The organism is Glaciimonas sp. Gout2, assembly GCF_035018905.1.
GTDB lineage: Bacteria > Pseudomonadota > Gammaproteobacteria > Burkholderiales > Burkholderiaceae_D > Glaciimonas.
The window spans coordinates 168,405-183,607 of the sequence record NZ_JASJXA010000001.1; the positions used below are offsets into that span (position 1 = coordinate 168,405).

At 49.5% G+C, this 15,203-nt stretch carries 11 protein-coding genes; 7 read left to right on the top strand and 4 right to left on the bottom strand.

Translation table 11 applies throughout. The annotated features are described in order from the left end of the window. Nucleotides 1-98: 98 nt before the first annotated feature. Nucleotides 99-1,547 carry a D-alanyl-D-alanine carboxypeptidase/D-alanyl-D-alanine-endopeptidase gene (gene dacB, locus QN379_RS00755; protein WP_322235894.1) on the bottom strand — a complete coding sequence of 483 codons (1,449 nt, stop codon included), beginning with the start codon at nucleotides 1,545-1,547 and terminating at the stop codon, nucleotides 99-101. A 369-nt stretch (nucleotides 1,548-1,916) separates the two neighbouring features. After that, entirely contained in the window at nucleotides 1,917-2,099 is a 183-nt protein-coding gene (locus tag QN379_RS00760) for a hypothetical protein (RefSeq protein WP_322235892.1), read from the bottom strand. A gap of 1,185 nt (nucleotides 2,100-3,284) precedes the next feature. Here QN379_RS00760 and mgtA point away from each other — a divergent pair. After that, nucleotides 3,285-6,047, top strand: a complete 2,763-nt coding sequence (gene mgtA, locus QN379_RS00765) for a magnesium-translocating P-type ATPase (protein WP_322235890.1) — start codon at nucleotides 3,285-3,287, stop codon at nucleotides 6,045-6,047. 194 nt (nucleotides 6,048-6,241) lie between these two features. On the opposite strand, the gene QN379_RS00770 is transcribed toward mgtA, so the two are convergent. Continuing rightward, nucleotides 6,242-6,892, bottom strand: coding sequence for a DUF1345 domain-containing protein (locus tag QN379_RS00770; RefSeq protein WP_323505761.1), 651 nt, complete (start codon nucleotides 6,890-6,892; stop codon nucleotides 6,242-6,244). A 387-nt stretch (nucleotides 6,893-7,279) separates the two neighbouring features. On the opposite strand from QN379_RS00770, the gene QN379_RS00775 reads away from it, so the two are divergent. The 5 genes from QN379_RS00775 (at nucleotide 7,280) to QN379_RS00795 (ending at nucleotide 12,564) form a co-directional block, all read left to right on the top strand. After that, nucleotides 7,280-7,573 (top strand): co-chaperone GroES, encoded by a 294-nt coding sequence (locus QN379_RS00775; RefSeq protein ID WP_322235886.1) that lies wholly within the window; start codon nucleotides 7,280-7,282, stop codon nucleotides 7,571-7,573. A gap of 96 nt (nucleotides 7,574-7,669) precedes the next feature. Continuing rightward, nucleotides 7,670-9,322 carry a chaperonin GroEL gene (gene groL / locus QN379_RS00780; RefSeq protein ID WP_322235884.1) on the top strand — a complete coding sequence of 551 codons (1,653 nt, stop codon included), beginning with the start codon at nucleotides 7,670-7,672 and terminating at the stop codon, nucleotides 9,320-9,322. 547 nt (nucleotides 9,323-9,869) lie between these two features. Then, nucleotides 9,870-10,919, top strand: a complete 1,050-nt coding sequence (locus QN379_RS00785) for a methionine ABC transporter ATP-binding protein (protein WP_323505762.1) — start codon at nucleotides 9,870-9,872, stop codon at nucleotides 10,917-10,919. Continuing rightward, nucleotides 10,909-11,562, top strand: coding sequence for a methionine ABC transporter permease (locus QN379_RS00790; protein ID WP_322235880.1), 654 nt, complete (start codon nucleotides 10,909-10,911; stop codon nucleotides 11,560-11,562). Before QN379_RS00785 ends, QN379_RS00790 begins: the two co-directional genes overlap by 11 nt. 201 nt (nucleotides 11,563-11,763) lie before the next feature. Then, on the top strand, nucleotides 11,764-12,564 hold the full coding sequence (locus QN379_RS00795) for a MetQ/NlpA family ABC transporter substrate-binding protein (protein WP_323505763.1): 801 nt from the start codon (nucleotides 11,764-11,766) through the stop codon (nucleotides 12,562-12,564). Nucleotides 12,565-12,767: 203 nt separating this feature from the next. Here QN379_RS00795 and QN379_RS00800 read toward each other — a convergent pair whose 3' ends face one another. Next, nucleotides 12,768-14,336, bottom strand: a complete 1,569-nt coding sequence (locus QN379_RS00800; protein WP_322235876.1) for a 4-hydroxyphenylacetate 3-hydroxylase family protein — start codon at nucleotides 14,334-14,336, stop codon at nucleotides 12,768-12,770. A gap of 100 nt (nucleotides 14,337-14,436) precedes the next feature. On the opposite strand from QN379_RS00800, the gene QN379_RS00805 reads away from it, so the two are divergent. Then, the gene (locus QN379_RS00805) at nucleotides 14,437-15,180 is read left to right on the top strand and encodes a TetR/AcrR family transcriptional regulator (protein WP_322235874.1); all 744 of its coding nucleotides are present in this window, start codon (nucleotides 14,437-14,439) and stop codon (nucleotides 15,178-15,180) included. Nucleotides 15,181-15,203 lie beyond the last annotated feature (23 nt).

Below are 15,203 nucleotides of genomic sequence, written 5' to 3' on the forward strand. Positions count from 1 at the left end.
AGAGGAGAAATTTTGTCTTGTTACAAAATTCTCCGCGCTTCGCCGTTATCGCATAAAACGACCAATCAAACCTCACCGCATCAGCCGTAATGCACAAATCAACCATTCTCATAAACCCATTGCAGCAATGCATCCTGCGCCGCTTGCCCGCGCGATGCGTTTCCGTGATTGATTAGGCAGACCACTACGTAATATTTACCGGAAGCTGCCAATACGTAACCGGCAATCGCCCGAACGTCATTGAGCGTGCCCGTTTTTACATGCGCCTGACCGGCGACGCCCTGCCCTTTCAGTCGATTGCGCATGGTGCCGTCAAAACCGACCAATGGCATCGAAGACATAAACTCAGGCATGGTCGGCGATTGATAGGCGGAGGCCAGAATGCGGCCCATCGTGCGTGCCGAGATGCGTTCATTGCGGGACAAACCGGCACCGTTTTCGATCACCAGATCAGTCGCATCAATCCCCTTGTTGGCAAGCCAGCTTTGTACCGCACGTGCACCGCGTTCTGGCGTGGCAGGCAATTTCAGGATATCGGCGGCAATCGTCAGCAACACCTGACGCGCCATGACGTTGTTGCTATATTTGTTGATGTCACGAATCACCTCCGGCAAGGTCACTGAATTCCACTCGGCAATAAACCGCGTCCCAACCGGTACAATGCCCGTTTTGACTGTGCCGCTGAGTGTGCCACCAAGGTCACTCCACATTTGACGAAATACTGCGCCGAAATAGGCGTTGGAACTCATTGTGTAGGGATTGATATACCAGGTTTTATCACCGCACGATGCTGGCAACGCGCCACTAAAATTGGCGCCCTTTTCATCAAAAGTGGCCAATAGCTTTCCTTGCCAGTCGCCGCATGCGCCTTTGCCCAAGCGCGGTGGTATGACTTGATAGCCGGCCATGGGTGGATCGACCACGACGCGGTTCAGACCGGTTGATTCATCCTGCATAAATTGGAACGTCAATGTCTTGTAATTCAACAACAAAGCATCAGGACCTACGTTATACGGCTTTAAAGGGTCGCCATCAAATTGAGATGGATCATAAACGTTCTCGTCAAAAATGCTGCGGTCCAGCACGACATTCCCGCGAATATCCCGAATACCTTTGGCGCGGATTTGGCGCAGGAATAACCAGAAATTTTCCAGCACTAATTTAGGATCGCCGCTGCCCTTAAAAATCAGGTCGCCCTGCAAAGTATTGCCAATTTGTTGCCCGTCGGTATAAGCCGCTGTCTTCCAGTTAAACGTCGGGCCTAACAATTCGAGCGCGGCATCGGTGGTGACCAGCTTCATCGTGGAGGCAGGATTAAATGGTGTATTGATATTATTTGCAGCCAACACTTTGCCACCGACCGCGGCCTCTTGCACGTAAATTCCCGCATTTTCTGATGGAATACCCGCTGCCTGAAGCGCGGCGGTGACCGACCGAGGCAAACCTGAAGATGCCAAATCCTGGGCGTTACTGACTGAATAGGGAAAAAATAAGAGCGACGAAAAAAGCAGTGCACCACTGAGGATCGTACGGAATTTGTTCGGCATGGAGTTCAGGAAATGAGGGAAATGAGGGGTCGCATGCGTGATTATCCCATGCTATGCAACGCGATCAATTGATGCGTTGTAAGAGAACTGCGCAAATGCTATTTTTGGACCCGGAGGTAGAATTAAAAAATCCTCAACACAAAGGACCTATTGGAGAGGGCTTACAACAGAGCATCAACATTTTTGATGTGATGAGTGTATTTTTCGGTGTATTTTGCGCACGCGAGAAATCGTCTTACGCAATGTAGTTTAATTCAGAAAAGGATAGCAACATAGCGCGCATAACAGTCAGCGCGCCATATTAAGTAGTCGATCGGATTTAGACAGATTATCCGATCATGTCCACCTTCGCGGTGAAAATTGCCCCTTCTAAATCATTGAACTAATTAATTGAAGCACGATGAATGCGAAGACAGAGCCGACAACCAATCCAACCGTACATAATCCGCCGTGCGCGATTTTTGAGTGTACCGGCACTTCTGCAAATAAGATTAGTCCGAACAGCGCCATGGGGATAAAGAAAAGAAAATTAGCGATCAGGAAGTTTTGCATGGCTGTCTCCGTCTTTTGATTATATTTTAAGTATAGTTTGCAAAAAGCAATAAGCAAGACGTTGATATGACAGTCGACGTCATCAATGCCTTAATAGGCGACTTAAAGTGGCGTTTTAATTAACTTATAAGCCTTCAGTGATCCCCACCTTCAGGCGCTCAACCTTAACTAAAAACAACATAATGCGCGGCATTAAACCTTTTTAGTGCGCTCTTATGCTGGGGTGCACAATTTTTTCTTGACCGGCGTTTGTGGCAGGATTACCATCCGCTTGTTTTCATTTTATGGAGCCCCATTCATGGGCACTTGTTCGAGTGACAGTTGTTGCCAGACCCGTTCTGGCATCGTCTCGGCAAGATAACGCAGGCTTCCCCTGCCGTCATCTCGCCGCTGGCGAATGATGGTATCCCAAAGATCTTTGCAGACAATGTGTTTGAATGTGTTTGCTTTGATCGTAGATTTCCATTACCCGATAAAGATAGTTACTTAAATTACGTCAGCATTGCTTGTGTGTTTCTGCGTTCACGCATTGCCATGACCGCGTTTTCGTCAATTAGCGCTGAGTTGACGCTCGCTGTGGAGTGTTGGCGAGACGTTGCGACGACGCGTCATCCGACGAAACGCCGATAGTGAGCGACAACAGTTGGTAGCGATGTTGCGTCAACAGTCCCGCTGGTGACAATTGCGTACCAAGTTAGTATCAATTTGGTGCAAGGTTTATACCCAGTTGGCGTTACTATCGCGAAGTAGTTTACATGCTCGCGCAGGCAATCATCTTTATCGTTAAAAGATCACCGGTTAATTTTACAGTTTTACCCTTTGCAGTAGGAGGATTTGATTTTTTTGCCCCGTCTGTCGTCGATTGTATGTCGTCAATATCGATATGCATATCGTTAACATTAATGACAGGCCGTGAAGAGTTGGAAGTAATTCCAGTAGTCCTGATAAGGCAATCCCTAAAATTTCAGTTAAGTGTTGGCCCTTAGTAATGGTGTCAGATGCATAGTCGTAGAAATCTGCGGCGGCATAAAGAACGCACCATCGGTTAGCAGTATCGGAGACTTTAGTGATGACCTTGAAACGCCACGATTGCGCGAGCAGTCACGCGTGTGCCCAATAGCAGTCCAACTGATTGGGCGGGACAGATCAACGCGGCCGAGAATTCTATATAGAAAAAATAACGCTATGAATTTGAATCTCTTGAAAGACTCCTTTGTCAGGTTTGTTCATGCCCATGGTATGGACCGACATTTCCGCCGCTTCAGTAGCGACATGTTTAGTAGTACGCCGACCCCAAATGAAGTGCCACCAACGCTAGCCCAGCATTTGCTCAAAGCTGCGCGGGCCGATCTACCGAGTTTGCTGGAACAATTGAAAAGCCGTACTGATGGCCTGACCGATTCCGAGGCTGATGCAATTCGGCTTGTAGTTGGCCCTAACGAAGTCGAGCATGAAAAGCCGTTGCCGTGGTGGGCGCATTTATGGCAGTGCTATAAGAATCCATTCAATCTTCTGCTGACCGTTCTGGCGGCGGTATCGTTTGCGACCGAAGACATGAAAGCCACCGTCGTCATCGGGACGATGGTGGTGTTATCGACGCTGATGCGCTTTGTGCAGGAATCACGTTCAAACAGTGCAGCCGATAAGTTGAAGGAAATGGTCAGTAATACCGCAACCGTATTGCGCCATGATCTGGTTTCCGATATTGCCGATGAAGCGTTGCGCTATTTTGATGTCACTTTGCATCCAAAGGGTGCGCGCCGAATTGAACTGGCGATCAAAAAACTGGTTCCGGGCGACATCGTCCAACTATCCGCTGGCGATATGATTCCAGCCGATTTGCGTTTGCTGACAGCCAAGGATTTGTTTATCAGCCAAGCCGCCATGACCGGCGAATCGCTACCGGTAGAAAAATTTCTACAGCATCGCGGTGAAGCAACTAACAATCCTCTGGAGCTGGACAATCTTTGCTTCATGGGCACCAACGTCATTAGCGGGTCAGCGACTGCGATTGTCGTCACGACCGGCAATCAAACGTATTTTGGCGCACTGGCCGAACGCGTCACCGCCACCGACCGCACGCCGACTGCGTTTCAGCTTGGTGTCAATAAAGTCAGCTGGCTATTGATTCGCTTCATGATGGTGATGACGCCGATTGTCTTCTTTCTGAATGGCTTCACCAAAGGAGACTGGGTTGAGGCGTTTCTGTTTGGCTTATCCGTCGCGGTTGGTCTCACGCCGGAAATGCTGCCGATGATTGTCACCTCGACGCTGGCTAAGGGTGCAGTCGCACTCTCGCGCAAGAAGGTGATTGTCAAACGACTGGATGCGATCCAAAATTTTGGTGCGATGGATGTCTTGTGTACGGATAAAACCGGCACATTGACCCAGGATAAAATTTTTCTGGAGCGGCATACCGATATTCTAGGTAAGCAGGATGACTTGGTGTTGGAATACGCTTACCTGAATAGTCACTATCAAACCGGCCTTAAAAACCTGCTTGACGTGGCGGTCCTGGATCATGCCGAGCTGCAACGCGAAATGGCGCTGGCTTCTGCGTACCGCAAGGTTGATGAAATCCCGTTCGATTTTCAGCGGCGCCGGATGTCGGTGGTCGTCAGCGAACGTGAGGATCATCATGAATTGATTTGCAAAGGCGCGGTCGAAGAGATCGTCTCCATTTGTACCCACGCCCGCCACAACGGGACGGTAGTGCCATTTAGTGCTGAGCTTCTCAAAGAAATCCACGAGACTACTGCCAGCCTCAACGCAGAAGGTTTACGCGTCGTCGCGGTGGCCGCTAAAGATTTGCCGCCGACCAAGGAAGTCTATGGCGTGGCCGACGAGTCGGATTTGGTGCTGATCGGTTACATTGCCTTCCTCGATCCCCCAAAGGAATCGACCAAACCCGCATTGGATGCATTGAAAAAACACGGCGTGACGGTCAAAATTTTGACTGGCGACAACCAACTGGTAACGGCCAAAATTTGCCGTCAGGTTGGCCTGACCGTCGATGGCATGTTGCTGGGTTCTGACGTCGAAGATATGAGCGACGCAGACCTGGCGATTGCAGTCGAAAAGACCACCGTATTTGCCAAACTCAGTCCGACGCATAAAGAACGTATCGTGCGTAGACTGCATGACAACGGCCACGTGGTCGGCTTCATGGGCGATGGCATCAACGACGCGCCTGCGTTACGCGCAGCAGACATCGGTATTTCGGTCGATACTGCGGTCGATATCGCGAAAGAAGCAGCCGATATCATTCTGCTGGAAAAGAGTTTGATGGTGCTGGAAGAGGGTGTTCTGGAAGGTCGTAAGACGTTTGCGAACATGCTGAAGTACATCAAGATGACGGCCAGCTCCAACTTCGGCAATGTCTTTTCTGTACTGGTAGCGAGTGCATTTTTGCCCTTTTTGCCCATGTTGCCGCTGCATTTGCTAGTGCAAAATCTGCTTTACGATATCTCACAAATTACGATTCCGTTCGACAATGTGGATAAGGAATTCTTAGAAAAACCACAGCGTTGGGACCCGAAAGAAATCGGTCGCTTCATGATCTTTTTTGGTCCGATCAGTTCGATTTTTGACATCGCCACTTTCGCCTTGCTATGGTACGTATTTGGCGCCAATACCAACGAGCACCAAACCCTGTTCCAGTCGGGCTGGTTTATTGAAGGCTTGCTGTCGCAAACGTTGATCGTACACATGATACGGACCCGCAAGATACCGTTCTTCCAAAGCCGTGCTTCGTGGGCGCTCATCAGCATGACCGTCATCATCATGGCGATTGGAATCTTGCTGCCGATGTCGCCTTTGGCGCATTACTTCAAACTGCAAGCGCTGCCGCTGAGCTACTTCCCATGGCTATTGCTGATATTGGGTGCGTATGCGGTGCTGACGCAGATGATGAAGGGTTGGTATGCCAAACGGTATGGCTGGCAGTAAAAAAGTGGGCTTAGGAATGGCTTAGGATGGCTTAAAAATGGCTTGAGAATAAGCCGATAGAAATAGCGTCTAGAAGGCGGACAGCATTTGCTGGCCGCTTTTTTTTATGCCGGCACCGTAGAGAGATATGGTGGGCCAAGCGTCCCCGACATGCGGTGTTTTCGGACACTCTTTGCACCACGCTCGTGAGAATCTTAGGAGATCAAACCCGCAGCAATATTGATCGACAAACCGAGAATCGCCGAGTTAAATAAAAACGTCAATATCGATTGCACTAATACTGTCTTACGCATTGAGCGGGTCATGACGCTCACATCCGAGGTTTGTACTGCCACCGCTAATGTGAACGAAAAATAGAGAAAATCCCAATAATCGGGGTTTTCTTCGCCCTCAGGAAACCGTAAAGGTGCCGGTCCAATACCAGAACTATAAAACAGTCGCGCATAGTGCAAGGTGAACATGGTGCCAACCAGAAACCACGATCCGAGAACGGTCAATCCAGTAAATAGATAGCGGACTTCCTTCGGCCCCGGCAAAAAGTCCTTGGCCTGAGACAACCCAAAAACGACCGCGGCGATACTGGCCATCGCCGCAATGCAAATCAACATCAGGATCATACTGTCGTTTTCGTCCTCAATCGCGGCCCGCTTTTTAACTTGTGCCGATCCAGCTCTCACCATCATCCACCAGATGGCGATCAGATATCCCCACACACCGGCGTTCCAGCTGATGAGCCCACGGGTAATGGTCGACCCATTCGGCAAGAGTGCCCAGATGACGCCACCAAAGATCACAGCGAGCACCAGACGTGGATGAGTATGAAAAACCAGATTACGAATACGCATTCTTTAAGACCTTAAAAATAGAAGTGGCAGATTTGGAGACCACGCCCAAACGTTCATGCCAGATCATCATAGCGGCAACCCTGCTTTCACGACAAGATTCCCTTGTAACAAAACCTCTTTGTATTTTTATTGACAAAAAATTAATATCGCCGCCTGTGATTAATTGTAGCGGCTTTGGTAAATAAAAAAGAGAGTACAGAACATCACTCTTGAAAAATCAACTAACCACCCCTATACTTAGCACTCGTTAGGTGAGAGTGCTAACAATCTCCCTGACCTAGTCACTTTTTCTGTGCGGCACATTGTAAAAGCCAAACTAATCGGTGCAGTCGTTGCTGCAATGTTGCTGCAAAAATTATAACTTGTTGAATTTTGAAGGAGTTACACATGGATCTTCGTCCTTTGCATGACCGCCTCGTCGTTAAGCGTCTAGATGTTGAAACAAAAACTGCATCAGGTATTGTTCTGCCAGAGGCAGCAGCCGAAAAGCCTGATCAAGGTGAAGTATTGGCTATTGGTAACGGCAAGATTCTGGAAGACGGCAAAGTTCGCCCGATGGCAGTTAAAGTCGGTGAGCGCGTTCTTTTCGGCAAATATGCAGGTCAGGTAGTAAAGGTCGATGGCCAGGAACTACTGATTTTGCGCGAAGAAGACATCTTCGCTATCGTCGAAGGTAAGTAATTCATAGTTCAGATTGATCGAAGCCCATTGCAATTTTCGCAATAAGGCCGCTTCGATCTCTACGCTCTACATTCAACCGTATTCAGGAGAATCAACATGGCAGCAAAGCAAGTAATTTTTGGTGATGATGCACGTGCCAAGATCGTTAATGGCGTCAATATTCTAGCCAACGCAGTTAAAGTCACTCTGGGCCCTAAAGGCCGTAACGTGGTTCTGGAGCGTAGCTTCGGTGCTCCTACCGTTACTAAAGATGGTGTTTCAGTTGCTAAAGAAATCGAACTGAAAGACAAGCTGGAAAACATGGGCGCGCAACTGGTTAAAGAAGTTGCTTCCAAGACTTCAGATAACGCTGGTGACGGTACTACTACTGCAACCGTGTTAGCACAAGCTATCGTGCGCGAAGGTTTCAAGTATGTTGCAGCCGGTTTCAACCCAACTGACCTGAAGCGCGGTATCGACAAAGCTGTTGTCGCCATCGTTGCTGAAATCAAAGCATTGGCTAAGCCAACGACTACTAGCAAAGAAATCGCACAAGTTGGTTCGATTTCAGCTAACTCCGACACCGACATCGGTGAAATCATTGCTAAGGCAATGGACAAAGTCGGTAAAGAAGGCGTTATCACTGTTGAAGATGGTAAGTCACTGGAAAACGAACTAGACATCGTCGAAGGTATGCAATTCGACCGTGGCTATTTGTCACCATATTTCATCAACAACCAAGAAAAACAAGTTGTTGCTCTGGAACAGCCTTACGTTCTGTTGTTCGACAAAAAAATCTCTAACATCCGTGATCTTCTTCCGGTATTGGAGCAAGTCGCTAAGTCGGGCCGTCCGCTGCTGATCATTGCAGAAGACGTCGAAGGCGAAGCACTGGCAACTTTGGTCGTCAATAACATCCGCGGCATCCTAAAAACTGCTGCTGTTAAAGCACCAGGCTTTGGTGATCGTCGTAAAGCAATGCTGGAAGACATCGCTATCCTGACCGGTGGTCAAGTGATTGCTGAAGAAGTCGGCCTGACATTGGAAAAAGTAACATTGGCAGAACTAGGCCAAGCTGCACGTATCGAAATCAGCAAAGAAAACACTATCATTATCGATGGCGCTGGCGAAGCAATCTCGATCGAAGGACGCGTTAAGCAAATCCGCGCCCAAATCGAAGAAGCAAGCTCTGACTACGACCGTGAAAAGTTGCAAGAACGTGTTGCCAAGTTGGCTGGCGGCGTTGCACTGATCAAAGTCGGCGCAGCTACTGAAGTCGAAATGAAAGAAAAGAAAGCACGCGTTGAAGATGCATTGCACGCTACGCGCGCTGCAGTTGAAGAAGGCGTTGTTCCTGGCGGCGGCGTTGCTTTCTTGCGCGCACGTGCTAACGTTAAAGATCTGAAAGGCGACAACGCCGATCAAGATGCTGGTATCAAAATCGTGCTGCGCGCAGTTGAAGAGCCATTGCGTCAAATCGTATTTAACGCAGGCGACGAGCCATCGGTTGTCATCAATGCAGTATTGGCTGGCACAGGTAACTACGGTTACAACGCTGCTAACGGTACTTACGGTGACTTGGTTGAGCTGGGTGTTCTTGATCCAGCAAAAGTAACACGTTCAGCATTGCAAAACGCTGCTTCTGTTGCTGGCCTGATCCTGACAACTGACGCAATGATCGCTGAATTACCAGACGACAAATCAGGTGGTGGTATGCCTGGTGGTATGGGTGGTATGGGCGGCATGGGTGGCATGGACGGCATGATGTAGTGAGATTGATCGTTGATAACCTACTGCGCACCGTAATCTTGTAGTCTGCGATGCTCGCCGTACCTGCGTACGGCTGCGCTTCTCGGCTACAACCTTACGGCGCTCGCTACGGTTCTCAGCGATCCCACAGAGTCGCTGTATCATCTTCTTTATTTTGTTGAGGGTGGATGGTTGCTTTGGATATGAAGCCCGCTTTTTGCGGGCTTTTTTGCGTTTGCTGGTTTAATCTCGATGAAAGCTACAGAACACCAAGCCCCTGAGAGGCTGTTACTGAACCGAGTACGCAGGACCTACGCAAAACCGTCCCAGCAAGGCGTGCCGACGCAGACAGCACGCGAGTGCCGGGCCACGTTGGCGGCAAGAAAAGCACAAAGCAGCTGGGGCGTTTTTGCGTAGGTCCGACACTTATGCGGTTGGGTAATATGGGAATACCTAAAAGATACTTTGCCGGAAGACAAAATCCTTATAAAATAAGCACTTACATAAAAATTATATTGGCGGCGGATTGTCGAAGTTGGGGCAGTCAGCTGCCTTTTTTTATTCCGAAATGATAAAAATACAAGCAGTAACTCAGCGATTCGAAGGCAGTAATGGGCCGGTAGATGCAGTGCGCAATGTTGATCTGACGATTAACAAGGGCGAAATTTTTGGGATTATTGGTCGTAGCGGGGCTGGTAAAAGTACGCTTGTGCGTACGCTTAATCTTCTCAATCGACCTACTTCGGGCAATATCATTGTTGATGGCCGAGATTTAACTGCGTTAAACGCCACCGATCTAAGGGCAGCACGGCGTGAAATCGGGATGATATTTCAGCATTTTAATTTGCTATCGTCCCGCTCGGTCTATGACAACATCGCGCTACCGCTGGAACTTGCAGGTTTGTCAAAAGCCGAAATCAGCAAAAAAGTGACACCATTGCTGGAACTGGTCGGCCTGACAGCGTTAAAAGATCGCTATCCGGCACAGATTAGCGGCGGTCAGAAACAGCGCGTTGGCATTGCGCGCGCGCTTGCAAATGCGCCGAAAGTATTGTTATCGGATGAGGCGACTTCTGCACTTGATCCTGAAACGACGCGTTCGATTCTGGAATTATTACGCAAAATCAATCAGGAGCTTGGTCTGACGATTGTGCTGATCACGCATCAGATGGAAGTCATCAAGATGATCTGCGACCGGATGGCCGTTATGGAAGCTGGTGAAGTGATAGAGCATGGCGAAGTCATCGATATTTTCCGCTCCCCTAAGCATCCTGTGACCCGCGCCATGATCGGTGACGTGATTGCGCAAGATCTGCCCGCTGGCGTGCTACAACGCTTGCGTGCGCGCCTGGCGCGCAGCGATGCGGCTGACGGCACTGACCATCTGTTCCGGCTTGCCTTTACCGGAGATAGCGTGGATCAACCGTTGCTGTCCGAAGTCGTGCGCAAATTCAATCTGGACTTCAGCATATTGCACGGTCAGATTGATGAAATTCAAGGCCAGGCATTTGGTTCTCTGGCAATTTTAGCCAATGGTAGCGGCGACAATATCGCTGCCGCCATGACTTATTTAAGCGCGCAAGGCGTTACCGTGGAGGAGTTAAACCATGTCATCTGAAATGCTCAGTCTATTCCTATCGTCGTTCGGCGAGACCTTGATGATGGTCGGCATTTCCGGCGTTCTGGGCGCGGTGCTAGGCATTCCATTAGGGATTGCGTTGCACCTGACCGGTCGCGATGGTGTGCTGCCGAATCTGGCATTTAACCGTATTGCCGGATTGATCGTCAATGCGGTCCGTTCAACGCCGTTTATCATTTTGCTGGTGGCAGTCATTCCCTTTACCCGTTTTTTTGTTGGCACATCAATCGGCACTGCGGCAGCAATTGTGCCACTGACCCTGGCGTCAGCCCCTTTCGTCGCCCGACTGGTCGAAACGGCGCTACGTGAAGTGGATCGCGGTTTGATTGAAGCGGCACAGGCGATGGGCGCATCCACCTGGCAAATCGTCTATAAAGTGCTGATCCCGGAAGCATTCGCCGGTATTATTGCCGGGCTGACGATTACGTTTGTCAGCTTGGTTGGCTATTCGGCGATGGCTGGCGCGATTGGCGGCGGCGGTCTCGGCGATTTAGGAATTCGGTATGGCTACCAGCGCTTTTTGCCCGAAGTCATGCTTGCCGTCGTACTGATTTTGATTGTGTTTGTGCAGTTGGTTCAAACTTTAGGCGATGTTCTTGTACGCCGCTTGAGTCACAAATAGTATCGGTGATCATTTTTAAATAATGCAGTCTGGATAGGCTGAATGGCCATCGCTATAGCCATCGCTATAGCCGTTGATATAGCCGTTGGTAAAATCTCTGTCTTCACGCAATACCCGCATTCAATCATCAATACCCAATGCAAGTAAAGTTTCTGACAAAATCGGATACCTACAAGCCCATTTACAAAAGGATAGAAAGAAATGAACCGACGTCAATTAGTCCAATTTTTTGCTGGCTTGAGCGTCATCGCCAGCTTGGTATCGACTCCTGTCCTGGCGCAGGACAAGCCGATCAAGATCGGTGCGACCGGCGGTCCGCACGCAGAAATTCTGGAAGTGGTCAAAAAAATAGCTGCCAAAGATGGCCTGACTATTCAAATTGTTGAATTCAGCGATTACATCCAGCCAAATGCTGCATTGGCGGCTGGTGATCTTGATGCAAACAGCTATCAACATTTACCGTATCTGGAAGCGCAAATCAAGGATCGTGGTTACAAATTGAGCAACGTCGGCTACACCATTACGTTCCCAATGGGTCTTTACTCGAAAAAAATCAAGTCGCCAAAAGACCTAAAGGTCGGTGCACGTATTGGTATTCCGAACGACCCAACCAACGGTGGCCGCGCATTGCTGTTGTTGCAAGCGCAAGGATTATTGAAACTGAAAGCGGGCGCAGGACTACAAGCGACACCGCTGGATATTGCTGAAAATCCAAAGAAATTGAAGATTGTCGAAATCGATGCAGCGCAATTGCCGCGTTCGTTAGATGACCTTGACGCAGCTGCTATTAACGGCAATTTTGCAGAAAAAGCAGGCCTTAGCCCAACCAAAGACGGCATCGCAATCGAAGCCGCCCGTGGCCCGTATGCCAACGTCATCGCAGTACGTACAGAAGATAAAAACAAGCCTTGGGTCGCCAAGTTGCTGAAGGCTTACCATAGCCCTGAAGTGAAACAATACGTTTTAGAGCGATACAAAAGTTCGGTCATTCCGTCCTGGTAAGTAGGTCGCTTTTAACGCCAGCGAAGTTGATGTGCATTCATGCCATCTTCGCTGGGTGACCGCCGGTGGTTGAGTTGTCATTAGTTGGCAATACTGGACCGGCATTTCAGCTACACACCCTACCCTTCAATATTTAGCGTAGCGCGCATACGCATCCTTCATGCGCGGTTCACTCAAACCGTCCACGCAGAAGGCCGCTAAAGTCACTCGTTTTCCAATCGTTTAGTCGTCAATGGCATGTCCACCATGACGGCCTTTCCTGGCGGCGTACAGCCTGTATCGCAACATTTTCCCGGCTGCTTGTTTGCGGTAATCGCACGTCCCGGTTCATCCACCAAACCACGATCCAGCAATCGCTCAACCAATTCCACCTTGCTACCGATGGGATAATTACGATAAATTTCCTGTTTCATCGCTGCGGGCGATCCACCGCCATGCAAGCTGATGACCGAATACCATCCTCCCTGATAGGATGCGGTTAGGTCCTCGATAAAACGCGCAGTCTGAATCCGCTTTTCGTAAGGCACGTCCGGATTGGCGCGCAATACCTCGGCAAGCGATGCAGCGGTCGCTGGATTATGATCTTCATCCGGTCCCGGCAAGGCGACAATCAGCCCGCCAGAAACGTAATGCGCGATGCGATGCATGTCGTAAATTTGGGTCGATAATAACAACTTGCCGATGTTGGAAAATACTGGATCAGGCACAAAACTCTGCGATCCCGCATCCATCTTGGCATAGACCGACGACGCTACGCCACAGGCGTAAAAACCTTCGGTTATCTTGATCAGTTCCACCATTTGTTCACGCAAATGATTTTCTTTACCCGGATCAAAGCCATTCGCTTCGCACATCAGCGCACCAGCGCCGATCAGCAAATCGCCAAAGCCAGCACGCGCACCAATGCAACTATGGCGATGATGCGTGGCGTAGTTATAGGTCATATAACCGGAATGTTCCCATTCACCAGCGTAAAACACCCGCTCCCACGGAACAAAAACTTTATCGAAAATCACGACGCCGGTAGATTGTCCAAATTTGTTGCTAAACAGTGCCGCCTTTTCGCCCGGACGGCCGGCAGGACGGGCCACAATGGTCAATCCTGGCGCATCGCAAGGGACCGCACAACATACAGCGAACTCAGCATCTTGCTCCGTCATATTCCGACACGGCATGACCAGAAATTCGTGCATATAAGGCGCGCCAGTCACAATCGCTTTGGTACCGGAAATCACGATCCCTTTCGCAGTGCGTTCAACTATATGCACGTAGCTATCGGGATTAGCTTGCTCATGCGGCTTCTTGCTACGGTCACCTTTAGCGTCCGTCATAGCAATGCCCAACGACAGATCGCGGTCCTGCACGTCATGCAAATAGTTGAGAAAATGTTGCCCGTAAGTGGTGCCTTTGTCGGCATCGATCCGATGCGTTACCTGGTAAATCGCATTTAATGCGTCATGCGCCAAATAGCGCTGCGCGCATCCGGTCTCTTGGCATAAGAGACGCACCGCTTCCAGCTTGTTGAGCAAATCTCCACTGCTGGTGTTGATGTGTAGCATCCGGTTAACTTGCTTGCTCGAGGTGTGCTGTTTGGCCAACATGATCGGAGCGTACTTCTCTTCCAACGCATAATCATACGTCACCCCGAGCGCGTTAATGCCCGGCAGAAACGCCGCCTCATCGGCAACAGACTCGACCAACCGGCCATTGACATACACAGTTGGCTTGTAACTGCGGAGCGAGTCGCGATATTCAGCAGAAGACATCAACATGATATTTCTTTCATTTTTGAGTAATGATCATTAATATGAACGCTGTTCATTTTAAAGTCAAGCATTCACATAACGGTCTTTCACGTGATAAACTTCTTTCATGAATAAGCCAACAAACATGAAAATATTGCCGGTCGCATCGATTTCAAACCCGATTAACAACAGTGAGAACACTGACAACGGTGCGAATGATGCTTCATTGGACTTCGACGTGGTCACAGCAAAAAAAACGGACAAACCCAGCGCGGTACGTTTGCGCGCAGTAAATGATTTAAAACGTCAGATGATTTTGCAAGCAGCGCGGCGGGTATTCGAAAAAGATGGCCTGTTGAAAGCAAATGTCCGCGCCATTGCCAGCGAGGCAGGTTACACCGCAAGCGCCATCTATAATCATTACGAAAACAAGGAAGAAATATACGGCGACCTGCTCAAGCAATCGCTCGAGCAGCTCAATTCAGCGGTCCACGAAGGCCATCAACACGACCTTCCCGCAGCCAGGCGCGTATCCCACGACGCCATGGCGTTTTACGATTTCTATCTGAAAAATCCAAGAGAACTCGATTTAGGATTCTATTTTTTCCAGGAAATGAAACCGCTCGGCCTCACGCCAGCACTCAACGAGCATCTGAATCAACGTCTGCAGGATGCGTTAAGCGGTGTCGCGACAGGTCTTCAAGAATTGGGATGTTCGGATGCGCTAGCCGCCAGAGAAACCACCGCCCTGTTCGGCCATTGCGTCGGCTTGCTGCTGTTGACGCACACAGGGCGCATTAGGATGTTTGGTCAGGATGGGCGCGAATTATTTGCGATGTATGTTGAAGAGCTGATTAAGCGGGCGGGATAGTAAACACTTACAAGCGGTATCCG

Excerpts from the sequence above, each read along its gene's own strand:
- QN379_RS00770 (WP_323505761.1), bottom strand. The coding sequence starts at position 6,892 with ATGCGTATTCGTAATCTGGTTTTTCATACTCATCCACGTCTGGTGCTC.
- QN379_RS00800 (WP_322235876.1), bottom strand. The coding sequence starts at position 14,336 with ATGTTGATGTCTTCTGCTGAATATCGCGACTCGCTCCGCAGTTACAAG.
- QN379_RS00760 (WP_322235892.1), bottom strand. The coding sequence starts at position 2,099 with ATGCAAAACTTCCTGATCGCTAATTTTCTTTTCTTTATCCCCATGGCG.
- mgtA (WP_322235890.1), top strand. The coding sequence starts at position 3,285 with ATGAATTTGAATCTCTTGAAAGACTCCTTTGTCAGGTTTGTTCATGCC.
- dacB (WP_322235894.1), bottom strand. The coding sequence starts at position 1,547 with ATGCCGAACAAATTCCGTACGATCCTCAGTGGTGCACTGCTTTTTTCG.
- QN379_RS00775 (WP_322235886.1), top strand. The coding sequence starts at position 7,280 with ATGGATCTTCGTCCTTTGCATGACCGCCTCGTCGTTAAGCGTCTAGAT.
- QN379_RS00785 (WP_323505762.1), top strand. The coding sequence starts at position 9,870 with ATGATAAAAATACAAGCAGTAACTCAGCGATTCGAAGGCAGTAATGGG.
- QN379_RS00795 (WP_323505763.1), top strand. The coding sequence starts at position 11,764 with ATGAACCGACGTCAATTAGTCCAATTTTTTGCTGGCTTGAGCGTCATC.
- QN379_RS00790 (WP_322235880.1), top strand. The coding sequence starts at position 10,909 with ATGTCATCTGAAATGCTCAGTCTATTCCTATCGTCGTTCGGCGAGACC.
- QN379_RS00805 (WP_322235874.1), top strand. The coding sequence starts at position 14,437 with ATGAATAAGCCAACAAACATGAAAATATTGCCGGTCGCATCGATTTCA.
- groL (WP_322235884.1), top strand. The coding sequence starts at position 7,670 with ATGGCAGCAAAGCAAGTAATTTTTGGTGATGATGCACGTGCCAAGATC.